The following is a 22,803-nucleotide window of genomic DNA, read 5'->3' as shown; positions in this document are numbered from 1 at the left end:
GTGCTCCGTCGCCAGCGTGGGGGAAGGGGGAACTAAGAACAGGAATCCAGAAATTCGCTCTGGTTCCAACACAGTTTGATCACAGCGTGGGGCCGCTGTCCCCTCTGTCCGATTGATCGCGATCGCGCGGCGCGTGAAGGCATTAGTTTCCCCTGGTTCCACCCTTGACCAGAGGAGCTACCAGCCAGATGAGTGCACGCCCCCCTGCCACCGCAGGCCGACGCTCCAGGGCCTCGTCGCCATGGATACGCCGGGCCGCGATCGTGGTCTCCATCCTCAGCACAGTGGCGGTGCTGGACGGCCCGGCCGTCGCCGTACCGGCCGCCCGCACCGCCGCCCCCGCCCCCGCGCCCCGCAGCGGCCCCGCCGCCGCGGAAGCCCCCGACGCGCCCTCCGCGTTCCTGATGGCCCGGCTCCAGCACCGCCGCATCGAGATCACCGGTGAGCGGACCGACTCGACCACCACGTACGCCCAGCCGAACGGCACCACCTCGGTGGAGAGCTTCTCGGGCCCGGTGCGCGTGAAGGACGCCAAGGGCGCCTGGCAGTCGATCGACACGCACCTCGTCCAGTCGGGCGGCGTCATCAAGCCCAAGGCCGCCGCGGCGGACGTCGCCCTGTCCGACGGCGGCTCCGGCGAGCCGCTCGTCGAAGTCGGGCGGGGACAGCACTCGCTCGGCATCGGCTGGACGGGCACTTTGCCCAAGCCGGAGCTCAAGGGTTCCACCGCGACGTACAAGAACGCGGTCGCGGGTGGCGGCGACCTGGTGGTCACCGCATTGAAGGAAGGTTTCTCCCACTCGGTCGTCCTTCACGAGCGCCCCAAGGGCCCCGTCGAGTACCGCATACCCGTCCAGGCGAGCGGCCTGCGGCTCACGGAGACCGACGACAAGCGCCTGCGCTGGGAGGACGACAAGAGCCAGGCGAAGGCCACCGCCCCCGCGCCGGTGATGTGGGACTCCTCCTACGACCGGGCCTCGGGCGACGCGGAGCACATCGCTCCCGTCGAGGTGGACGTCGAACAGGCCAAGGACGGCAGGGGCCAGGTCATGGTCCTCAAGCCGAGCCAGGCGTTCCTCAACGACCCCAAGCTCACCTACCCGGTGACGATCGACCCCACCGACTCCCTCATGGGACCGGTCACCGACACCTGGATCCAGTACGACGACTACCTCACCTCCCAGCGCGGTTCGACCGAGCTGAAGTCGGGCACGTACAACGGCGCCGAGAAGGCCCGCTCGTTCTTGAAGTTCAACGTCGACAAGTACAAGGGCAAGCAGATCCTGGACACGGACCTGCGGCTCTACTCCACCTACTCCTCGACCTGCTCGACGGCGAACTCCGGCAACCAGGTCCGACGGATCACCGCCGACTGGGACCCCTCGGCCATCACCTGGGCGAACCAGCCGGCCACCACGGCCACCGGAGCCGTTACCTCCACCGCGGCCAAGGGCTACAACTCCTCCTGCCCCGCCGGCCTGGTCTCCTGGGACGTCGACGCGATCGTCCAGGCCTGGGCCGACGGCCAGCCCAACTACGGTGTGCGGATCGCCGCCGTGGACGAGAGCGACGCGCTGACCTGGCGCCGCTACTACTCGGCCAACCAGACCGACGGCGCGCACAACGCCGCCTACGAGCCCTCGCTCACGGTCAACTACAACACCAAGCCGGGCGCGGCCGTGCCGGTCGCACCGCTGTCGGGTACGTCGACCAACGACACCACCCCCACGCTGACCGCCAAGGCCACCGACGCCGACGGCAACACCGTCCAGCTCTCGTACGAGATCTGGACGTCCACCGGCACCACCGCCCTGCAGAGCGGCAAGTCGGCCTTCACCGCCTCCGGTACCAACGCGCCCTGGACGCCGGCCACCGCGCTGGCTCCGGGCAGCTACAAGTGGCGCGCCACCGTGTCCGACGGCACCACCGCCAACGGCACGTGGTCCGCCTGGCAGTCCTTCACGGTCGACACCACCAAGCCCGCCGGCACCACCGTGTCCTCCACGGCCTTCCCGGCCGGCCAGTGGTCGGGCACCCCGGACGCGGGCGGCGACTTCACCGGCTCGTTCACCTTCACACCGCCCACCGGCGACGTGAAGGACGTGCAGTACAAGCTCGACTCGGGCGCCTGGACCACGGCCGCCACCACCGGCACGGCCGTCACCAAGTCCCTCACCTTCAAGGCCGGGGCGCACACCGTGACCGCCCACACGCGTGACGCGGCCGGCAACGTCTCCGCGGACACGGCCTACGCCTTCAACGCCGGCAAGGGCGCGGCCCTGACCACCCCCGGCGACGGCGAGCGCCCGGCCCGCCGCACCGGCCTGATGGCCCAGGGCGACACGTCCTACACGGGGGTCCGCTACCAGTTCCGCCGCGGTGAGACCGACCAGTGGCTGGACGTGCCCCCCGCCCACGTGCGGGTCAACTCCACCGGCGCCGCGCTCTCCGCCTGGCCGGTCGTGGTCAGCGGCGGCAAGCCCGCCCCGCTGACCTGGGAGATCACCACCACCCTGCCCGAGGACGGGCCGGTGGACGTACGCGCCGTGTTCAGCGGTGCCACCACCACCGAGGCCTCCCCGCAGGTGTCCGTCACCGTCGACCGCGCGGCCGGCGCCGCGCCCTCGCTCCCCGTGGGCCCCGGCTACGTCAACAGCCTGACCGGTGACTTCACCCTCCAGGCCACGGACGCGGACGGCGCGGGCACGGCGGTGACGCGAACCGCCTACTCGCGCGACGGCCACGCCGAGGACGACGGCCAGGTGCAGATCTTCGGACCCGAGTGGGTGTCCGGCGTCTACGCCGAGATCACCGACTCCTCCTACACCGGCCTGCGCAAGACCTCCGGAACCTCCGTCGAAGTCCTGATGGAGGAGGGTGCGATCGGCTTCACCGCCACCTCCGGCGGCGGCTGGAAGCCCGAGGAGGGCGCCGAACAGCTCACCCTGACCGGACAGCTGACCGGGACCTTCACCCTGACGGACGACGACGGCGCCACCACGGTCTTCAAGAAGGTGGACCCGGCCGCCGACACCTGGCAGGTCGACTCCACGAAGCTGCCCACCGACAACACCACCACCCGCGTGGTCTCCGAAAAGGTCCCGGCGGGCATCAAGGTGCTCGCCCGGCCCAAGTACCTCATCGCTCCCAGCACCGCCGCGACCTCGGACGCCTGCGCGGCGGCGCCCGCCACCGCGGGCTGCGAGAGCCTGGAGTTCGTGTACGCCACGGCCACCACGGCGACCGGCTACACCACCGCCGCCGACTTCGGCGACTTCACCGGCCAGGTCAAGGAGATCCGCCGGTGGTCCACGGCCCCCGGTGCCACCGCGGCCACCAGCCAGGCCGTCTCGACGTACCGCTACGACAAGGACGGCCGGCTGCGCCAGCAGTGGGACCCGCGCCTGTCGCAGGCCACGCAGGTGCAGTACTCCTACGACACGGGCAACCGGGTCTACTGGATGATGCCGGGCACCGAGCTCCCGTGGACCTTCACCTACGGAAAGGCCGGTACCTCGGCGGCCGCAGGTGACGGCATGCTCCTCAAGGCGTCCCGCCCGTCGCTGGCGCAGGGCTCGAAGACGGTGACCGACGGCGGTTCCCTCACCAACTCCGTCGTCTACAACGTGCCGCTGACGGGTGCGAACGCTCCCTACAAGCTGGGCGCCGCCGACGTCGCCGCCTGGGGGCAGACCGACGCCCCCACCGACGCCACCGCGGTGTTCCCGCCCGACGCCGTGCCCGCCGGGAACGACGGCTCGGCACTGACGGCCGCCGCCTACAAGCGTGCCGCGGTCACCTACGTCAACGCCTCCGGACGCGAGGTCAACACGGCCCAGCCCGGCGGCCACATCTCCACCACCGGCTACAACGCCGACGGCGCCGTCGTGTACACGCTGTCGTCCGCCAACCGGGAACTGGCCCTCGCCACCTCCGGCCCGGCCCTCGACCGGCTCGCGGACCTCGGCATCGCCGCCGCCGGCACCGCCGAGCGTGCCGCGCTGCTCGCCGAGACCAAGGAGTACAGCGCGGACGGGCTCCGACTGCTGCACTCCTACGGTCCGCTGCACCAGGTGGAACTCGAACAGGGCGCCGCCGACCTGCCCGCAGGCAGCGAGGTCCCGGCCCGCCTGCACACCGCCACCGCCTACGACGAGGGCCGGCCCGCCGACGCCCCCGTCAGCGGCCAGCCCACGACCGTGACGACCGGTGCCTTCGTGCCCGGCCGCGCGGGCGGTGACCTCGACACCCGCACCAGTACCACGACGTACGACTGGGCCAAGGGCCTGCCCCTCAAGGCGGCCGAGGACCCGGCGGGTCTGAACCTCGTCACCACCACCGCGTACGACGCCCAGGGCCGTGTGGTCTCCACGACGCTGCCCAAGGGCGGCGCCGCGGCCACCCGGGTGACCTCGTACTACACGGCCGCCGGTACCGGCAGTTGCGGGGGCCGCCCCGAGTGGGCGGACAAGGTCTGCTCCGAGGGCCCGGCCGACCCGGCCGCCGGCACCACCTCGGTGTACGAGTACGACGCCCACGGCGAGATCTCCAAGACGACCGAGAAGGCCGGCTCGGAGGTCCGTACCACGCAGGTCACCCGCGACGACGCCGGACGCGTCACCCGGACCGCCGTCGCCGGCGGCCCCGGCACCGCCGTGCCCGAGACGGTCCGTGCGTACGACCCGGTGAACGGCAAGCTGACCAGCGTCACCGCGGGCGGCAAGACGGCCGTGTACGGCTACGACGCCCTCGGCCGCCAGGTCTCCTACGACGACGGCGCCGGCAACGTCACGACCACCGAGTACGACCCGCTGGGACGGATGGTGAAGGTCGCCGACTCCGCGCCCTCGACGGTCACGTACGCCTACGACACGGCCAAGGAGCCGCGCGGACTGCCCACCTCCCTCACCGACTCGGTGGCCGGCACCTTCGGCGCCACCTACGACGCCTCCGGTGAGGTCGCGAACGAGACCCTGCCCGGCGGCTACACCCTGAGCACGGTCACCGACGAGACCGGATTCACCACGTCCCGCGCCTACACCCGCGACACGGACGGTGCGGCGCTGCTCACCGACGTGGCCGTACCGACGGTCCACGGCCAGACCGGCTCCGGTGCCCGCAGCGCGGGCGCCAGCACCGGCCAGAGCTTCCGCTACGACCGCAGCGGCCGGCTCACCGACGTCGACGAGTCCGACGCGTACGGGCAGCAGCACCGGACGTACGGCTTCGACGCCGACTCCAACCGCACGCGTCTGGTCTCGACCCGGGACCAGGACGGCGCGCCGGTGTCCACGACGACCGACTACACGTACGACGCCTCGGACCGGCTGACCGGCACGGGCATCTCGTACGACGCCTTCGGGCGCACCCTCACCAAGCCGGGCACGGTCTTCGCGTACTACGCCAACGACCTGGTCCGCCAGCAGACGTCGGGCGGTCACCGCCAGACGTGGAACCTCGACGCACAGGGCCGCCTGGGCTCCTGGACCGCCGAGACCCTCGACGCCCAGGGCGCCGTCACGGCGTCGGTGAACTCCGTCAACCACTACCGGGACGCGTCGGACAACCCGACCTGGACCGTGGAGGACGTCACCGCGAACCTGCGCAGCCGCAACGTCACCAGCCTCTCCGGAGAGCTGGCCGCCGTCACCGGAACCGCGGGCGACACCGTGCTCCAGTTCACCGACCTGCACGGCGACGCGGGCGTCGCGCTGCCGCTCGACCCGCAGAAGCCGCTGTCGGTGGCCGACACGGACGAGTACGGCAACGTCCGCGAGGGAAGCGCGTCGGCGCGCTACAACTGGCTCGCGGCGCAGCAGCGGGACTCGGGCACCCCGGCGGGGGTCGTCCTGATGGGCGTACGCCAGTACGACCCCTCCACCGGCCGTTTCCTGTCGGTGGACCCGGTGTACGGCGGCAACGCCAACCCGTACGAGTACTGCTCGGGTGACGGTGTCAACTGCACCGACCTGACCGGTCAGTACGGGGCCAACAGGTGGGGCTGCGGCGCCTTCGTGGACTACCCGCACCCCTCGCACACCGTCCACGGCCGCATCAACGTGCACGCCGACCTCAAGTGCAAGAAGAAGGTGCCCAGCTTCTCCATCCACATCACGCTCTACCGGTCCCGCTGGTACGGCTGGGAGAAGATGGACACCGGCTACGAGTCCGGCAGCAACAAGTACAAGGCCCGCGCGGTGGCCAACTGGGCGCCGCACGGACACTGCTACTACTACAAGGGAGTGGGCGATTTCATGATCGCGAGCGGCCCGCACGGCTCGGGGCACCGGATCTACGGCACCGTCTACAACTACGACAAGCACTACCTGCAGGGCAAGAGCGAGATGTGCGTGTGACGGACCTCCCGCGGACCGTGTGCCTGCTGCACTGGCACGGTGAGCCCCCCTACGGGCTGACCGTGCTGGGCGTGCCCGCGGACCGCCTGCACGAGGCGGAGGAGGCGGCGGGGACGGCCCTGGCCGGCCTGCACCTCCCCGCCTCGTGGCAGGACGCGGAACCGGGGCTGCGCCGGAGCGTGGTCGCCGCGTGCCGGCCGGTACCGGCCGCCCGCCTGTGGCACGTCACGGACGACCGGCCCGGCACCGGCCCGGGCCGCGCCCGGCGGGACTGCCTGCGGGCGTTCGCCGACGAGTGGCCCGGGGCCGAGCCGGTCGCGGACCAGGACCGGCTGCCGGGCCTGGACGCCCTGCTACGGCTGACGGCGCTGGTGTGCCGGATGCCGCCGGAGGTCTGGCTCGGTGCCGAGGAGGACCTGCTGGACATCTACGACACGTACACGGTGGGAGGCCTGTGAGCCGGCCGCCTGACCACGAGAGCCGCCCCCGGCCGGATCCCCGGCCGGGGGCGGCTCTCGTTGCCGGCCGCCCCACTGCCCCGCGCGGCCGGCAACGGTCTCAGGCCGCGGCCCCCGGCTTCGCGCCCGGATTCCAGTCGTGGGCGAGGAGCCCGAGCAGCACCTCGTCCAGGAACTCGCCCATCACCCAGGCCGATGAGCGCAGCACGCCCTCCCGGACGAAACCGTTGCGCTCGGCGGAGCGCAGCATCGCGGTGTTGTCCGCCAGCGTCTCGATCTGCAGCCGCTGCAGGCCGCGCACCACGAATCCGTAGTGGCACAGCACCGCCACCACGTCGGTGCCGTAGCCCTTGCCGCGGCAGGACGGCAGCAGCCCCAGCCCGATGTGCGCGGACCGGTTGTGGTTGTCGATGCCCCACAGCACCGCGGACCCGACCAGCGTCCCGGTTTCCCGCTCCACTACGGAGAACCGGACGTGCCCCTGCTCCTCGTCGTCCACGACGAGCCGCGGATCCTTCGAGCCCGGCGTGATCGGCCGCCACGGCCCGTGCTCGGACCGGGAGGAGTTGACCACGTCGTTGTAGAGCTCGGTCCGCAGGACCGGCAGGTCTTCCTCGTGCCGGGCCCTGAGCCCGACCTTGCCGCCTCTCAACATGCGGGCTTCCTATCGGGCCGGACGGGCCGGCGGCAAACCATTTACCGGGCTCGAGGGCAGTCCCGCGCTCCCCGGCTGACCCGCCGCGGCTCCGGGACAGCCCTCAACCGGCGCTGACCGCCGTCACGTGGGTCGTACCGTCGCGGAGCGAAGCGATGCGGACCTGCCCCGCGGGGAAGGAGTCACGGCCGTTCGGACCGGGGACCTGCGCGAACGGCGTCCAGGAGCCGTCCGGCCTCCTCACGTCGTGCCAGATCCGCCCGTCGAGCCCCACCGCAACGACCTGGGCGCAGCCGTCCGGGGTCCCCGCGATCGCGAGGGCGCTGGCTCCCATGGTGGGCGTGGTGACGCCCCGCGGCGGCCGGAATCCGGTCCAGGAGCCGTCGGGCCGCCGCTGCTGGTGGTACACGATCCCGTCGAGCCCGATCGCGAGGACCTGGGAGGACCCGTCGGGCATCCCCGCGATCGCCAGGGCGGGACCCGAGAACGTCGCGGCCCCGTTGTAGCCGGCCAGACGGCCCCAGGCCGTCCACGTGCCGTCCCGCCCGCGGACGCAGTGGTACATGGCGCCGTCGGTGCCGTAGCTGAGCAACTGCGCGGACCCGTCGGGCATGGCGGTGATCGACACCCTCGTCGCCCCCCACCGGCTCCCCGCGGTGAACCCGGGCACGGCCCGGAAGCCGGTCAGGGCGCCGTCGGCGCGCCGCTGCTGGTGGAAGGTGGTGCCGTCCAGGGCCGTCGCCACGATCTGGCAGGTCCCGTCGGGGAACGCGGCGATGTCCGCCTCCCGGACGGTGAAACCGCTCGCGCCGTCCGGCCCCGCGACGCGCTGCCAGGACCGGAGCGTGGCCGAACCCCGTACGACGGTCAGCCACAGGCCGTTGTCGGGCGCGATGCCGAGCACCACGACGGAGCCGTCCGCCATGCCGGCCACGGCGCTCTGCACCGCCGCGAAGGACGCGGCGCCGGCGCCGGCCCCCGGCAGCGGGCGCATGCCGCTCCACGATCCGTCGGGGCGGCGCTCGGTGTGGAACAGCGCGCGCTGTTCGACGTCGTACGGGGGCAGCTGCGCCGAGTAGAACCAGACGGGGTTGGTGAGGGCCACCAGTTGGTCCAGCGTGGTGGAGGCGGGCTTGGGCCGGCGCACCTCGGCCCGGGCGAACAGGGAGGCCTTGCCCCAGCCGCGCCAGCGCAACCGACCCGTGCCACTGGAGTCGATACAGGTGGCGGCCATGATGCCCCACTCGGTGTACAGGGTGGCGATGCTGTCCGGGGCGCCCGTCACGTCCAGGGTCACGTCGACGGTGTCGAAGAACGACAGGGGCAGTTCCTCGCCGGGTCCCGCCACCGCCGAGCCGGTGCGGGCGGTGAAGTCCACGGTGACGGCGGCGGATTCGACGGCGTACGACCTGCCCTGCCGCAACGCGTCCAGCACGGCGGGCGTGGAAAGGCTGCTCGCGTACACCACGTTGTGCGGCCGGCCGACGGCGTCCGCGGGGCTGTGGGCGTCGCTGTTGCCCACGGCCGCGACGCGTTTGCCGAGGCAGAGCATGACGTGCCAGGCCGCGATGTTGGCCGCATCGTCCAGCGTCCACGGCCCGTTCCACACCTCCAGCGCGTCCACGCGGTCGAGCCCGAATTCCCAGAAGGAGCCTGCTGCCGGAGTGAGCGGGTGGGCGGCGATCGTGAGTCCGCCGAGGCTGTGCACGCGCCGGGCGTGGCTCTCGAACGCCCCTTGGTCCGCCGGGCCGTAGCGCCAGTCGACCCATTCTCCCTGGGGCAGGCCGACGGCCAGCCAGTGCCCGTGGCGGGTGGTGACCTCCTCGGCGTTGACGACCAGCAGGTCCGTCGGGACGTTGCCGTGCCAACTCATGCCGGTGGAACTGGTGTTGTGGTCGGAGGTGGCGATGAAGTGCAGCCCCTCCCGGCGGGCGGCCACGACTATCTCGTCCACCGTGCGCTTCCCGTCGGAGTGCACACTGTGCAGGTGCAGGTCGCCCCGGTACCAGCCCGGCCCGCGCCCTGCCAGCGAGGCGGGCAGGATGTCGTACGGGGCCTGGGGCAGCGGGTCCCCGAAGTGCAGGGTGACGTCGACCTGCCAGGTCATGCCGCCGTCGGCGCCGACCATCGGCCCCAGGATGACCGACCAGCTGCCGGGCTCGACCGGTCCGGGCAGGTAGCCGGGGGTGGCGTCCGCCGCGGAGAGGGTGAAGCCGGCCCGCTCCCCTCCGGACCAGCCGCGGAAGCGGGACGGGCCGAAGATGCCGAGGTCCAGGATGCCGGCGGCGGCGTCGTGGGAGGTGTCGACGGAGATCCGCTGCACCCCCGCGGGGACGTCGAAGGCGACGTACGCCCACTGGTCGTTGCCCTTGGGGGAACGGCCCTGGTAGGTCGTGGTCACGGTGTCGGTCCCCCCGCCCCTGGTCGAGGCGTGCGCGATCTGTGCGGGGACCAGCGCGGCGGCCCCGCCCGCGGCCAGCAGCGCCCCCAATCGCAGCAGGGACCGGCGCTCGATGACCGGGCCGGGGCCGGTGCCGGCAGGGGGGAGGTGTTCACTCGACACGGCGGTGCTCTCCGTTCACACGAGGCGGAAAGGGAAGGCGTGCGGGTGTACGGGTGCGGGCCCGGCCGGAGCCGGGCAGGGGTGGGGGAGGGGGGACGAGCCGGCGGTCCCGCCGTGCGGGGCCGTGACCGCCGGCCTTCAACGGTGTGAGCGCTGGGCTTCGACGATCTGTCGCACGGAGCCGTCGAAGTCCACCCGGGCCTGGACCCGTTCGGCGAAACCGGGGAACTGCCCGGCGATGGCGCTCAGCAGCCGCAGCTCCAGCGGGGCCACGTTGACCTCGCACCGGTCGCGGTGGACGGCCCGTACGACGCCGTCGGCGACCTGGCCCGGCGTGACGGTCCTGAGGCCCTTGGGCGGAGCGGCGCCGGTGGCCGCGAACATCCCGGCGTCGCGGACGAATCCGGGCTGTACCAGCGACACGCCCACACCGGTGCCCCGGAGTTCCTGGCGCAGGGCGAGGGCGAATCCGCGCAGCCCGAATTTCGTCGCGTTGTACAGGGAGGTCGATTTGGTCGCCGCCTTGCCGGACATGGAACCGACCAGCACGATGTGGCCGCGGCCGCGTGCCACCATGTGCGCCGAGAGCAGCCGGGACAGCAGGACGGGTGCGCGCAGGTTGACGTCGAGTGCGCGGTCGAGCTGTTCCTCGGTGTAGTCCGCGAGGTCGCCGCTGGCGGGCAGGGCGGCGTTCGCGACGAGGACGTCCGTCCCGGCGCAGGTCTCGGCGAGGCGGACCACGTCGGACCGGACGGCCAGGTCGGCGACCGCGGTGCCGGCCCCCCAGGCATCCGCGGCGGTCTTGAGGGCCTCCCGGCGACGCCCGCTGACGGTGAGTCGGGCGCCCTGCGCCGTCAGGCGCGCGGCCAGGGCGGAACCGATACCTCCGGTGGCCCCCGTGAGCAGAACGTTCGACCCGGATATGTCCACGATCACTCCTGTGCGGCGGCCTCTACTGTTCGTTCGAACGAACAGTAGGGACTGCCCCGTCCGCTGTCCACACCCCGGACGGCCCCGACTTCCCCGCTCCGCCCGGGCGCCGGTTTCAGCCGATGGGGCAGAATGCCGTCATGCCCCATGCCTCCGACACACGCCAGCGCATCATCGACGCCGTACTACGGATCATCGGGCAGGACGGCATCGCCGCCGTCACCAACCGTCGGATCGCGAAGGAAGCCGGAGTCTCCCTCGGTTCCGTCACCTATCACTTCGCCACCCAGCACGAGCTGTTGCGCGAGAGCCTGCTGCACTTCGTGGCCGAGGAGACCCGGCACTTCACGACCCTCGCCGACGAGTGCACCGACGAGCGCTTCGACATCGGGCAGGCGGCCGGGGTGGTCGCCCAAGTCGCGGGCGGGAACGCCTTCGACAGCCGCCACATCGCGCCCTTCGAGCTGTACGTCCAGGCCGGCCGCGACGAACGGCTCCGTGCCGCCGCGGCCGAGTGCTTCGCCGCCTACGACCTGCTGGCCGCCCGGATCCTGACCCAACTCGGCGTGCCGGACCCCCAGCGCCTGGCCGGCGTGGCCGTCGCCCTGGTCTTCGGGCAGCAGCTGCGCCGCCTGGCCACCGGCGCCCCGGCCGAGGACCTCGTCGACACCCTGCTCGTCCTCATGCGGTTCGCTCCGACGCAGACCCCGTAGAGCCCTGACGGGGCCGCGTTCCGGCCGGTCCGGCTCGCGTGGTGTCGTATCAGAGCCCGGAGGAGGCTCCGGGCTGCTCGCCGATGACGACGAGGAACGCGTCCCGTTCCAGGTCCATCACCACCCGCGCCGGCTCACCCCGCGCGCACCGCTCGGCAGCGGCCTCCTCGGCGGGCCAGCTGCCCCGCGGCCCGCCTGCGGGGAAATGGTCGACCACCCTAGCGCTCGTCATGTCCAGCACCTCCAGCGTCGAAGAGCCTGTCGAGCGGGTGCCCCGACGGGGGACGGACATGCGCGTCCCGGCGGCACCCCCCGGCCGCCGGCGCGCACCCCCACCGCGGGCGGCGCATCCGCCGTTCGGACCAGGCGGGAGGTCGGCGCTGCGGATCGTCGCTAGGTTCGGACGGTATGAAGCGCGTACCGAACGACCCCGGGCCCACGCGGCGCGCCCTGCTCACCGTCGGAACCGGGGCGGTGCTGGCCGCGGGATGCGCCCCCGCCGGCGCACCCGCCGCGCCGGGCCCCAGCCCCAGCGGCCCGGCGTCACCCGGCCGGCCAACCGGCGGCCCCACCCCCGGCGTGATGACGCTCTTCCAGGACCCGGCGTACAACTTCAACGGCCTCTTGGCCCTCGGTGGTGCCGGCGCCGGCAGCAGCGAGGTGGGCGAGGTGCTCACCGCCGTGAACGCGATCAACGGGGCCGGCCTGTCCGCGCAGACGTACGTCGACACCTTCCGCAAGCTCGGCGACCAGCTCCTCAAGGCGCCCCCGGGAGCACCGGCCGACGGTCAGACCAAACGGTTCAGGGCACTGCGTGCCGCCCAGTACTACGGCCAGGCGCTGTTCTTCGTCCTCGGCTCCGACGCCCCGGGCAGCGAGGAACAGCTCTACAAGTCCGGGCGCGACGCCTGGGACACCTTCTGCGACCTGTGTGAGCCGGCCGCGGTCAAGGCGACCGTCCCCTACGGCAGCACGCCGCTGCCGGTGTGGTTCTTCCGGCCCGACGAGGCGAAGACCCCCCGTCCCACCGTCATCCTGACGAACGGCAGCGACGGCCAGAACGTGGACATGTGGACCTACGGCGTGCCGGCGGCGCTCGCACGCGGCTGGAACGCGCTCGTCTACGACGGTCCGGGCCAGGGGCAGTTGCTCTTCGTCGACCGCGTGGTGTTCACCCCCACCTGGGAGAAGGTCGTCAGCCCCCTCGTCGACTGGTTGTCGGCCCGCCCGGACGTGGACCCCCGCAAGATCGCCCTGACCGGTCTGAGCATGGCGGGTGATCTGGCCCCTCGCGCGGCGGCCTTCGAGGAGCGGATCGCGGCGCTGGTGGCCATGCCGGGCTGCATCGAGCCCTGGCTCGGCTTCCCTGCCGAGATCCGCAAGATCCTCACTCCGGGCAAGGAGCAGACGAACGACATCTGGAACAAGGAGGTCGTGCCCGAACTGCCTCCGGCCGCGGCCGCGGTCATGAAGAAGCGCTTCGAACCCTTCTCCGTGCCGGCCATGCTGGAAGCCCGTCAGGGCAAGCTGTTCACGGACTTCTACACCCCGGCCACCCGCATCCGTGCCCTGGCGATCACCGATGTCGTCGGCCGCATCAAGGCACCCACCCTCGTACTGGACTACGACGACGAGCAGTTCTACCCCGGCCAGCCGCGCCGGCTGTACGACATGCTCACCGGGCCCAAGGACTACGTGAAGCTGACGGCGGCCGAGGGCGCACAGCTCCACTGCTCCCCGATGGCTCCGCAACTGCACTGCGAAGTCGTCTTCGACTGGCTCCAGCACACCTTGTCGGGAAGCTGAACGGCCGGCGGAGACCGGCACGAGGGCGCGGCCGGGCGCTGACGAACGCTCCCGGGCGATGTCCGGGCGATGGATCGCCCGGACAGGCGCCCTAGGCCGACCTGCGGCGCAGGGCCCGGCGGACCCCGTACAGGACGACGAGCAGCACGACGACGATGACCACGACGATCAGGAGCTTCTTGAAGAGCCCGCCCTTCTTCTTCTTGCTCTTCTTGCTCTTCTTGTTCCCCGTGACGGCCTTGGCCTGGGTGGACGTCGGCGCCGCGTGGAGAGCGGTCGCCACGTTGGCGCCCGCGGGGAGGCCGCGCTGCGCGAGTGCCGCCGCGGCCGGAGCCTGCCGGGCGGTCGGCACGGCCGCCGTGGCCACTGCCGCGGGGCCCAGCAGCAGCCCTGCCACTACGAAGAGCGGTATGAGTGCCGCCGCTACGGGATGCTTGTGCCGATTGCTGTTCTTTGTCACAGTTTCCCCTGTTCGCCGACCCTGATCCGGCCCGGTGGAATCCGGACCGTCGGGCCTTGGAGCATCGTCGGCGAAGCACACCGGCTGCGCAACGCCGTCGGGCGGGCGGCTCACCCCGCGAAGGGGGGCCGGAACAGAGCGCCACCCCCGGGGGGCGGCCTGCGCCGTCAGTCCGGGCGCCGCTCAGCGTACGACGGCCATGGTGTCGGCGACCTTGTCGTGCAGGCACTGCTGGTAGGGCCTGTCCCAGCAGCACCACAGCGGGTTGAGGAATCCGAGCACGGGTACGAAGACGGCCACCAGCCAGAACGCCTCACGCCCGGCGGCGCGCCAGAACCCCACCGGGGCCGCGGTCTCCCGGCGCACGACGCGGATCCCGCAGATGCGCTTGCCCAGCGTGGACCCGAACTTCCACACCGGCAGGGCGAAGTACAGGACGAAGGAGATGGCGAGCCAGGCTATGAGCAGGGCCACCGCGGGGGCGCCGCCGTCCGCGTCGATCCACATCATCACGGGGATGGCCAGGACGAAGTACCCGATGTACCAGAAGATCACGTCGAGCACCCGGGCACCGAACCGGGCACCGATGTGCGCCAGGCCGGCCGGCACTCCGTAGGCGGGGCCCGCGGGCACCGAGCCGGGCGCCGGATACCCGTACGCCTGGCCGTGGGACGGCTGGAACTGCGGCAGGGGGGCGGACCGGTGCGGTCCGGCGGGGGAGGACTGGGGGTGCTGCGGGTACTGCGGGTGCTGCGGGGGGATCGACATGGTGCCTTCCTGGTGGGGAGCCGTCTGTATGGCGCATCGGTCATCCTATTGACCTCACTTGGGCCGGTTGGGGCGGCTTCGACGAGCGACCGCCGACTTACCGGAGACGGGGGCCCTTGGGCCCGCAGGGCAGAAAATATTGTTGAATCTGGCCCAATTGGCCGGAAAACTTGGTCGATTTGGTGACAACCGCATTGATGTTTCATCATCATGACCGCACGTCAGCTTCGGGCGTGCATGCGAGAAGGCGGGGGCGCCCAAGCCCCGTTCCTCCTTCCGCTCCCGCTCCCGTCACCTAGGCAAAGGCCCATGTCCGCCCAGCAACTCCCGGACCTCATACGTTTCGCCCGTCACAACTCGCCCTATTACCGTGATCTGTACGCGTCCCTGCCGCCGCACGCCGACCGCCTCACCGACCTGCCGGTGATCGACCAGCAGGACTTCTGGGCGGCCAACACCCTGCGCGACAACCGCGTCCTGACCGGCCCGCTCAGCGAGGCCACCGTCTACAAGACCGGCGGCACCACGGGGTCCCCCAAGTTCTCCGTCTACACGCGGGACGAGTGGCGCACCTTCGTCACCTCATTCGGACAGGGGCTCGTGGACGCGGGTCTGCGCCCGGGGCACCGCGTGGCCGACCTCTTCTACGCCGGGGAGCTGTACGCCAGCTTCCTCTTCGTCCTCGACTCGCTCGCCCACGCGCCGGTGGACAACGTCCGCCTGCCCATCGGCGGCGGAGCGCCTCTGGAATCGACGATCCCCACACTGCGCGAACTCTCCGCACAGGTCCTGGCCGGCACGCCCACCACCCTGTGCCGGCTCGCCGAGCAGGTCGTCTCCGGAGGTGTCCGGCTCGACTCGGTGGAACTGCTCCTCTTCGGCGGCGAAGCCCTGTTCGAGGACCAGCGGCGCCTGCTGGCCGCCGCGTTCCCCCGTGCCGAGGCACGTTCCATCGGATACGCGAGCGTTGATGCCGGGCTGCTCGGCCGTCCGGTACCCGGCTCCGACACCCGGGTGCACCGGCCCTTCTCGCCGTACACCGTCGTGGAGATCCTGGACGACGCCACCGGCGAGCCCGTCACCGAGCCGGGCCGGCCCGGCCGGGTCGTCGTCACCAGCCTCTTCCGCCGCCTGATGCCGATCATCCGGTTCCCCGCCGGAGACCGGGCCGAATGGACGGGCACCGGCCCCGGACACTTCCGGATCCTCGGTCGTGCGGAGGAGGGCGTACGCGTCGGGCCGGTCTCCCTCTACACCCAGGACGTCCAGAACGCCGTCGCCGCCGCGGACACCGCCGGGCGCGTGGTCGGCCTGCAACTCGTGGTGCGGCGCTGGGACGGCCGTGACGGGCTCGTCCTGCGGCTGGCGACGGCACCGGGCGACGACGGCGCTTCGAGCGGGGCGTGCGGTGAGCCCGCAGACGGCCTGCGGACCCTGGCGCAAGCCGTCCTCGCCGAGCTGGAAACCGCACGACCGCTCTACCCCGACAGCGTGCGCGCCGGGTTCGTGCACCCGCCGACCGTGGAATGGGCACGCCACCGCGACCTCGCCGTGAACCCCCGCACGGGCAAGCTCGTACGGGTCCTCGACGAGAGGCCGACCGCATGACCGCCGCGCCCGCGCGCCCGCCCGCGACCGCCGGTACCGACGAGACCGGTGTCGAGGAGACCGGTACCGAGGGGGGTGCCCGGACCACCGGCCGCCGCGCCCCGCTGGTCCTGCGCAACCGCGCCTTCGCCGCCGTGTGGCTCGGGCAGGTCCTCACCCAGGCCGCCGTGCGCATGTTCCAGGTCGGTGTGTCCTGGTGGATCGTCGCCTACGCCGTCAACGACGCCCGGGGCCTTGCCTCGGGGCTGTTCATGGCGGCCTGCACACTGCCCGCCGTAGCGCTGGCGCCCGTCGTGGCCGGGGTCATCGCTCGCTTCGCCCACCGCTCGGTGCTGCGGACCGCCGCCGTCCTCGCCGGAGCCGCCTCGGGCGCCCTCGCACTGTGGGCGTACGACGGCGTCCTGCCCCTCACGGCCGTTTACGCCGCCGCCGTCGCCCTGGCCACCTGCCAGGCGTTCTTCGACCCCTGCCTGACCACCTCGGTGCCCGAACTCGTCGACGACGCCGACATCGAGGCGGCCACCGGCTTCGAGCTGTCGACCCAGTCCCTGGCCGGCCTCGGGGGAGCGCTGCTCGGCGCCCTGACCGTCGACCGGGCAGGAGTGGCCGGGCTGGCCGTGGGCTGTGCGGCTGCCTACCTCGGCGCCGCCCTGTTCGTCGCGAGCGCCCGTTTCCGCACCACGGCACCCGAGCCGTCGCCCGCCGCGGAAGGCCCGGCCGACCCGTCAGGCGCACCCCGGCGCCGCGGGCTGCTCCACATCCTGCGCGAACTGCCGTACGTGCGGCGGATCCTGGTCTGCTTCACCGCCGCGAACCTCTTCACGACCGCCGTCTTCGTCGTCATCCCCCTCTACACCCGCTCGGTCCTCTCCGGGGGCGGCGCCACCGTGGCCCTGCTGGAGGCCTCCCTCGGCACCGGCGCGCTCATCGGCGCCTTCACCGGCGCCCGGGTACCGGGACGCCCCACTGTCGCGGGCGCGTACTGCCTGGGTCTCATGGCCCTCGCCCTGGCGCTGCCCGGGCTGGTCGCCCACCGGATGGTCATCGCGGGCTGCCTGGCCGTGTCCGGCTGGTGCGCGGGGGCCGTCAGCGTCCGCTTCGTCGCCCTCTTCCAGCGTCTGGTGCCGACGGCGGACAAGCCCGGCTTCTTCGCCGTGATGCAGGCGGTCCTGGGCTCCTCACTACCGGTGGCGTCCCTGCTCTTCGGCGCCGCGGGTGACTTCCTCTCACCCCGCACCCTGTGCCTCGTGCAGGGCGCCGGCCTGCTCCCCGCCGCCCTCGCGCTGGCCCTCCTGGGCCCCCACACCCCCGCGCCGCCGCCCGGGGCGGCCGCGGACCGGGACGCGGAACCCGTGGGGGGTGAGCGGTGAACCCCGTCATCACCCCGGCCACCCGCGAGGACATCGCCGAACTGCGCCAGCTCTACTACGCCGTCTACGGGCCGCACTACCCCGTGGCCCTCGGCACCGACCCGGCCGAGATGGCCCGCCTCATCGCCGACCCGCACTCCCTCTGGCTCGTCGGCCGTTGCCCCGGCACCGGGGCCCTGACGGCGTCCGCCGTCATCCGCGGCGACGCGGGCAGCCGCATCGGCCGCCTGGAAGGCATCGCCGTCCACCCCGGGCACCGCTCGGGGGGCGTGGCCGGCGCACTGACCGGAGCCCTGTGCGGCGAGATGCTGGACACCGGGCGGCTGGACTCGGTCTACGCGACCGTGCGCACCGTCAGCGCCGGGCCGCAGCGCGTCGTCGCCCGCAACGGCTTCCGCCCGCTCGGCATCCTGCCCAACGCGGTGGACCTCAGCAGCCGCGAAAGCCTCGCACTCTACGCGCGTCATTCCGCCGGGGTGCTCGACCGCCGGATCCCGGTAGCCGAAGTCCCCGCCCCGGTCATGCCGTTGCTGCGCACCAGCGAGGACGCGCTGGGCATCACCTACCCCGGGGTCAGGGCCGTTTCCGGCCCGCTCGGGGAACCCGCTCCCCAAGGGGCCGCGGAACGGCTGGAGATGATCGAGGCACCGGCCTTCGTACGACGCCGCTTCCGCGAGCGGTTCCCCGGGGCCGAGGGCTGGTTCTACCCCCTGCACACGCCGAACGTACTGCTCACCCCCGAAGACGGCCGCTTCGAGGTGTACGCCTATCTCAACCGCGCCGGCGGGTACTGCTCGCTGCTGACCGCCCACCCCGACCCCGCGGCGGCCGCCGCCCACCTCGCACCCGTCACCCGGGCCCTGGCCAGGGCCGGAGCCGGCTACGTGGAGGCCCTGGTCCCCCTCGCACACACCGAAGCCCTCAGCGCCTTCCTGGCCCAGGGCTTCGTCGCCGGAGCCCTCTACCCGGCGATGCGCGCGGACGGCGACGGCTTCCACGACTACGCCGTCCTCTCCCGCTCCAGCGAACGGATCGACTTCCGCGGAGTCGCCGTCGAGCCGCCCCTCCAGCCGTACCTGGACTGCTACGTGTCGGCCTGGGCGTCGACGCACCTGCCCACACCATCCGAGGTTGCCCCATGAACCCCCATCTCGCGCCGGTCGCCGTACCCGACCCGGCCCTCCTGCCGCACGTGCAACAGCTGTGCGACCTGACCGACCCCTATGCCCACGGCCCCGAGCAGGACGAACTGTTCGCCGCCGCCATGGCGGAGACCAACGCCTGGCACACCGAACGCTCCCCGTTCTTCCGCTCCCTGTACGAGGCCACCCCCGAGGCGCACCCGTACCGGGCGCCGCTCGTCCACGCGAACTTCTTCAAGCGGCACGAGGTGCTCTCCATCCCGCGCGAGGAGGTCGAGCTGCACCTGACCTCCTCCGGGACCACCGGCCAGAAGTCGCAGATGTTCTTCGACCACTGGACCATCCGCTCCGCGCAGCGCATGGTCGCCCGGATCTTCGAGCGCAACGGGTGGATCACCCCGGACCAGGAGGTCAACTACCTCCTGTACAGCTACGAACCGGCCCCTTCCCTGAACCTCGGGACGGCCTTCACCGACAACTACCTGTGTGACTTCGCCCCGGCACGCAGCGTCGAGTACGCCCTGCGCAACACCGGCGGCGACCACGAGTTCGACCCCTTCGGCTGCATCGCCGCGCTGCGCCGCTTCGAGCGGGAGGACGCCCCGGTCCGCATCCTGGGCTTCCCCGCCTTCCTCTTCTTCACCCTGGAGCGGATGCGGGCCATGGGACTGCCCCCGCTGCGCCTGCCCGAGGGTTCCCTCGTCGTCCTCGGCGGCGGCTGGAAGGGACACGCCGACCGGCGCATCGGCAAGGAGGAGTTGTACGCGCGCGTCACCGAGCAGCTCGGCATCCCCGGTGAGCGCATCCGCGACACCTTCGGGTCGGTGGAGCACTGCATCCCGTACATCGAGTGCGACCACCACCGGCTGCACGCGCCCGTCTGGTCCCGGGTGACGATCCTTTCCACCCACACGCTCGAACCCGTCCCCTACGGGGAGCCGGGTTACCTGCACCTCGTGTCGCCGTACATCACCTCCGTGCCGGCCCAGAGCGTGGTCATGGGCGACCTCGCCTCCCTCCGGCCGGGGGACGCCTGCGGGTGCGAGCTGGAGACCCCCTGGTTCACCGTCCACGGCCGCGCCGGGGTGAGCCGCAACCGCAGCTGCGCGGTGGCCGCAGCAGAACTGATGAAGGGCATGGCGTGAGCGAGACCCCGACGGTGACCGACACCGCGACCGACAACGCGACAGACACCGCGACCGGCCGCCGGAGCGTGGCCGCGTCCCAGGATGAGCAGCGCGACTCCGCCGTCGCGCACCACTACTGGCAGGGCGCCTTCATCGGCGACGAGGAGGCCGGGCGCCGCCTGGTCGACCTGCCGGCCGCCGTGGAGGCGGCGCTCGCCTCTGTGCTGGAGACCGAGACGGTCCTGGCCGCCTGCGACGCCCTCGCCACCGCCCTGTGCGACCCGGCCCACCCCGTACACGCCCGGCTCGCCCCCCACCTGCCCGACGGGGAGGACCCGGCCGTCCTGGCGGAGCTCGGTGGCGCCCTCGGCCGTCGCGAGCTCACCCGCAAGCTCCGCCGGGAGCTCGGCAGCGCGACTCCCGGCCGGCTGGACCGGGCCGATCCGCGCGAAACGGTCTACGAGGCCTGGGCCCCCGTCGGCCTGGTCGCCCACATCGCGCCGGGCAACAGCGCGACGGTCGCACCGCTCAGCATCGTCGAAGGCCTGCTCGCCGGAAACGTCAACATCCTCAAGACCAGCAGCGCCGACACCCTGCTGACCCAGCACCTGATGGCCGAACTCGCCGCCCTGGACCCCAGCGGCGCACTGGCCGCGCGGATCGTCGTCCTGCGCTTCGCGTCCTCCAGGCAGGAGTGGCTGCGCCTGATGTGCGCGCCCGCGGACGCCGTGGCCGTTTGGGGCGGCGAAGGCGCCGTCGAAGGGGTGGCGGCCCATGTCCCGCCCGGCTGCCGGCTGGTGGAGTGGGGACACCGCATCTCCTTCGCCTACCTCACGGCCGACGCCTGGTCCGACGCCGACATGCTCGACGCCCTCGCGGCCGATGTGTGCCTGCACGAGCAGCAGGCGTGCTCCAGCCCCCAGGTCGTCTACCTCGACACCGAGGACGAGGCCGAGGTGTTCGCCTTCGCCGAGCGCTTCGCCCCGGTCCTCGCGTCCCGGCCGCCGGCCGCGGCCGCCGCCGGGGCGGACGGCCCGGACCCCGCCGAGGAGGCCGAGCTGACCACCACCGAACTGGTGGCCCGGCTGGAGGAGCACCTGGGGCTGACGCGGGTGTTCGCCGCGCCGGACGGCTCGTGGCGGGTGATGGCCGACACCCGCTCGCCGCTGGCCGCCTCACCCCTGCACCGCAGCGTGTGGGTCAAACCGCTGCCCCGCAAGCGGATGATCGCCACCCTGCGCCCGATGCGCCGCTACCTGCAGACGGCCGGCCTCGCGGGCAGCCCCACCGACATCGCCGAGCTCGCCCGTACTGCCCTGGCCGCCGGCGTCACCCGGGTGACGCCGGTCGGCTCCATGCTGGACAGCTACGCGGGCGAACCCCACGACGGCGTGTACGCCCTGCAGCGCTACAGCCGCCGCGTCGCGGTCCAGGCCGACCCGGCCCGCTTCGCGACCACCGCCTGTCTCGACGACCTGGCCCGCCCCGTCGTCCTGCCGCGGCCCACGGGCCCGCTCCGGGGCAAGGAGGACGTACAGGAGCAGGGCCGGCAGCTGGCGCGGGCCGACGCCGAGCTGTTCTTCCGCAGCGGCGGCAGCACCGGCGCCCCGGCGTTGTCGGTCTTCAGCTACGACGACTACGACACCCAGATGCACGCCGCCGCCCGCGGCCTGCTCGCCGCGGGCTACGACCCGGTCGGGGACCGCACCGCCAACCTCTTCTACTGCGGCGCCATGTACGGCAGCTTCATCAGCTTCTTCTCCGTACTGGAACGCCTGGGCGGAGTCCAACTGCCGCTCTCGGCCGGGCCCGACCACAGGGCCACCGCGCAGGCCGTCATCGACCACGGCGCCGACACGCTGTTCGGAATGCCCTCCTACCTCTGGCAGCTCCTGCACGCGGAGGAGGACGCGCTGCGCGCGTACGGCGGACTGCGCAAGATCTTCTACGGTGGCGAGCACTTCACGCGCGAGCAGCGCAGTGCCCTTGAGGAGAGGTTCGGCATCGAGGTCGTCCACTCGATCACCTACGGCAGCACCGACCTCGGCCCGCTCGGGTACCAGTGCACCGAGAGCTCCGGTGGCGTCCACCACCTGCATGCCGACCTGCACACGATGGAGATCGTCGACCTGACCGAGGACCGGCCGGTGGCCCCGGGCGAAACGGGCCGGCTGGTCTTCACCACGCACGCCCGGCGCGGCCAGCAACTGGGCCGGTACCTGATAGGCGACCTCGGTCGGGAGGTCCCGGGCCGGTGCGCCTGCGGGCGGCACGCACCGCGCTTCGAGTTGATGGGGCGCACCGGCGACGTGATGCGGGTGGCGACGTACTTCCTCAACCACCGCCGCATCCTGACCCTGGCCGAGGAACGGGGAGGCCACCGGGGCGAGTTGCAGATACGGCTGGAGGCGGCGGACGCGCGCGAGCGGCTCACCGTGCGGGTGGAGCGCGGCGGGACGACGGACCCGGAGCGGCTCCGGGAGGTCCTCCTGACCGGCTACCCGGAACTGCGCGCAGCGGTGACCGAACGACTGCTGGACCTGGTGGTCGAGACGGTCGACGGCGCCTCGCTGGACCGCAGCCCGACCAGCGGCAAACTCCTGGCGGTGGTGGACACCCGCCGCTAGGGCGAACAGTGCCCTCAAGCGCGGGTCGTCACGGAAGACGGGGCGCCCCGGCCGTGCACCCGCACGATGTTGGGCACTCCAAGGCTCTCCCGCAGGTGGGTGATGGTGTCGGCGGCGCCGCCGAACGGACCCGGTCCGGGTTGGACCTGGGTGCACCCCCGCCCGGGTGCCGGGTGCAGTGTCCGGGGCCGCCGTGCCCGGCATCGTCGTACCCGTCGGG

Annotated in this window: 15 protein-coding genes; 9 read left to right on the top strand and 6 right to left on the bottom strand. The window is 72.5% G+C overall.

Annotation, left to right across the window (positions count from 1 at the left end):
* Positions 1-188 precede the first annotated feature (188 nt).
* Positions 189-6,356 carry a DNRLRE domain-containing protein gene (locus OG861_RS02165; RefSeq protein ID WP_330261079.1) on the top strand — a complete coding sequence of 2,056 codons (6,168 nt, stop codon included), beginning with the start codon at positions 189-191 and terminating at the stop codon, positions 6,354-6,356.
* A complete protein-coding gene (locus tag OG861_RS02160; RefSeq protein WP_329201093.1) occupies positions 6,353-6,814 on the top strand; it encodes a hypothetical protein in 462 nt (153 codons plus the stop codon). The genes OG861_RS02165 and OG861_RS02160 overlap by 4 nt, the downstream gene beginning before the upstream one ends.
* Positions 6,815-6,914: 100 nt before the next feature.
* On the opposite strand, the gene OG861_RS02155 is transcribed toward OG861_RS02160, so the two are convergent.
* The 3 genes from OG861_RS02155 to OG861_RS02145 all read right to left on the bottom strand — a co-directional run bounded on the left by OG861_RS02155 (position 6,915) and on the right by OG861_RS02145 (position 10,962).
* Positions 6,915-7,469, bottom strand: a complete 555-nt coding sequence (locus OG861_RS02155) for a GNAT family N-acetyltransferase (protein WP_329201095.1) — start codon at positions 7,467-7,469, stop codon at positions 6,915-6,917.
* Positions 7,470-7,572: 103 nt separating this feature from the next.
* Complete coding sequence (locus OG861_RS02150; protein WP_329201097.1) at positions 7,573-10,032, bottom strand: CehA/McbA family metallohydrolase; 2,460 nt, start codon at positions 10,030-10,032, stop codon at positions 7,573-7,575.
* A gap of 138 nt (positions 10,033-10,170) precedes the next feature.
* Entirely contained in the window at positions 10,171-10,962 is a 792-nt protein-coding gene (locus tag OG861_RS02145; protein ID WP_330261078.1) for an SDR family NAD(P)-dependent oxidoreductase, read from the bottom strand.
* Positions 10,963-11,102: 140 nt separating this feature from the next.
* Here OG861_RS02145 and OG861_RS02140 point away from each other — a divergent pair, with 140 nt between their 5' ends.
* Entirely contained in the window at positions 11,103-11,675 is a 573-nt protein-coding gene (locus OG861_RS02140) for a TetR/AcrR family transcriptional regulator (RefSeq protein ID WP_329201100.1), read from the top strand.
* A 49-nt stretch (positions 11,676-11,724) separates the two neighbouring features.
* Here the strand turns inward: OG861_RS02140 and OG861_RS02135 are convergent, their stop codons facing one another.
* Positions 11,725-11,907, bottom strand: coding sequence for a hypothetical protein (locus tag OG861_RS02135; RefSeq protein WP_329201102.1), 183 nt, complete (start codon positions 11,905-11,907; stop codon positions 11,725-11,727).
* 176 nt (positions 11,908-12,083) lie between these two features.
* Between OG861_RS02135 and OG861_RS02130 the strand changes: the two genes are divergently transcribed.
* Entirely contained in the window at positions 12,084-13,481 is a 1,398-nt protein-coding gene (locus tag OG861_RS02130; protein ID WP_329201103.1) for an alpha/beta hydrolase family protein, read from the top strand.
* A gap of 91 nt (positions 13,482-13,572) precedes the next feature.
* Here OG861_RS02130 and OG861_RS02125 read toward each other — a convergent pair whose 3' ends face one another.
* On the bottom strand, positions 13,573-13,941 hold the full coding sequence (locus OG861_RS02125) for a hypothetical protein (RefSeq protein WP_329201104.1): 369 nt from the start codon (positions 13,939-13,941) through the stop codon (positions 13,573-13,575).
* 183 nt (positions 13,942-14,124) lie between these two features.
* Positions 14,125-14,709 carry an RDD family protein gene (locus OG861_RS02120; protein ID WP_330261077.1) on the bottom strand — a complete coding sequence of 195 codons (585 nt, stop codon included), beginning with the start codon at positions 14,707-14,709 and terminating at the stop codon, positions 14,125-14,127.
* Between the two features lie 309 nt (positions 14,710-15,018).
* Between OG861_RS02120 and OG861_RS02115 the strand changes: the two genes are divergently transcribed.
* The 5 genes from OG861_RS02115 to OG861_RS02095 are packed head-to-tail and all read left to right on the top strand — an operon-like array spanning position 15,019 to position 22,583.
* A complete protein-coding gene (locus OG861_RS02115) occupies positions 15,019-16,317 on the top strand; it encodes a phenylacetate--CoA ligase family protein (RefSeq protein WP_330261076.1) in 1,299 nt (432 codons plus the stop codon).
* Positions 16,314-17,687, top strand: coding sequence for an MFS transporter (locus OG861_RS02110; RefSeq protein ID WP_329201110.1), 1,374 nt, complete (start codon positions 16,314-16,316; stop codon positions 17,685-17,687). The genes OG861_RS02115 and OG861_RS02110 overlap by 4 nt, the downstream gene beginning before the upstream one ends.
* Positions 17,684-18,829, top strand: coding sequence for a GNAT family N-acetyltransferase (locus tag OG861_RS02105; RefSeq protein ID WP_329201112.1), 1,146 nt, complete (start codon positions 17,684-17,686; stop codon positions 18,827-18,829). The genes OG861_RS02110 and OG861_RS02105 overlap by 4 nt, the downstream gene beginning before the upstream one ends.
* Positions 18,826-19,974 (top strand): LuxE/PaaK family acyltransferase, encoded by a 1,149-nt coding sequence (locus OG861_RS02100; protein WP_330261075.1) that lies wholly within the window; start codon positions 18,826-18,828, stop codon positions 19,972-19,974. The genes OG861_RS02105 and OG861_RS02100 overlap by 4 nt, the downstream gene beginning before the upstream one ends.
* Positions 19,971-22,583 (top strand): acyl-CoA reductase, encoded by a 2,613-nt coding sequence (locus OG861_RS02095; RefSeq protein WP_329201116.1) that lies wholly within the window; start codon positions 19,971-19,973, stop codon positions 22,581-22,583. The genes OG861_RS02100 and OG861_RS02095 overlap by 4 nt, the downstream gene beginning before the upstream one ends.
* Positions 22,584-22,803 lie beyond the last annotated feature (220 nt).

It is taken from the genome of Streptomyces sp. NBC_00539, from assembly GCF_036346105.1.
In the GTDB taxonomy this organism is placed as follows: Bacteria; Actinomycetota; Actinomycetes; order Streptomycetales; family Streptomycetaceae; genus Streptomyces.
This window is presented reverse-complemented; position numbering and strand designations above follow the sequence as displayed.

Excerpts from the sequence above, each read along its gene's own strand:
- OG861_RS02165 (WP_330261079.1), top strand. The coding sequence starts at position 189 with ATGAGTGCACGCCCCCCTGCCACCGCAGGCCGACGCTCCAGGGCCTCG.
- OG861_RS02155 (WP_329201095.1), bottom strand. The coding sequence starts at position 7,469 with ATGTTGAGAGGCGGCAAGGTCGGGCTCAGGGCCCGGCACGAGGAAGAC.
- OG861_RS02140 (WP_329201100.1), top strand. The coding sequence starts at position 11,103 with ATGCCCCATGCCTCCGACACACGCCAGCGCATCATCGACGCCGTACTA.
- OG861_RS02135 (WP_329201102.1), bottom strand. The coding sequence starts at position 11,907 with ATGACGAGCGCTAGGGTGGTCGACCATTTCCCCGCAGGCGGGCCGCGG.
- OG861_RS02130 (WP_329201103.1), top strand. The coding sequence starts at position 12,084 with ATGAAGCGCGTACCGAACGACCCCGGGCCCACGCGGCGCGCCCTGCTC.
- OG861_RS02120 (WP_330261077.1), bottom strand. The coding sequence starts at position 14,709 with ATGTCGATCCCCCCGCAGCACCCGCAGTACCCGCAGCACCCCCAGTCC.
- OG861_RS02115 (WP_330261076.1), top strand. The coding sequence starts at position 15,019 with ATGTCCGCCCAGCAACTCCCGGACCTCATACGTTTCGCCCGTCACAAC.
- OG861_RS02110 (WP_329201110.1), top strand. The coding sequence starts at position 16,314 with ATGACCGCCGCGCCCGCGCGCCCGCCCGCGACCGCCGGTACCGACGAG.
- OG861_RS02100 (WP_330261075.1), top strand. The coding sequence starts at position 18,826 with ATGAACCCCCATCTCGCGCCGGTCGCCGTACCCGACCCGGCCCTCCTG.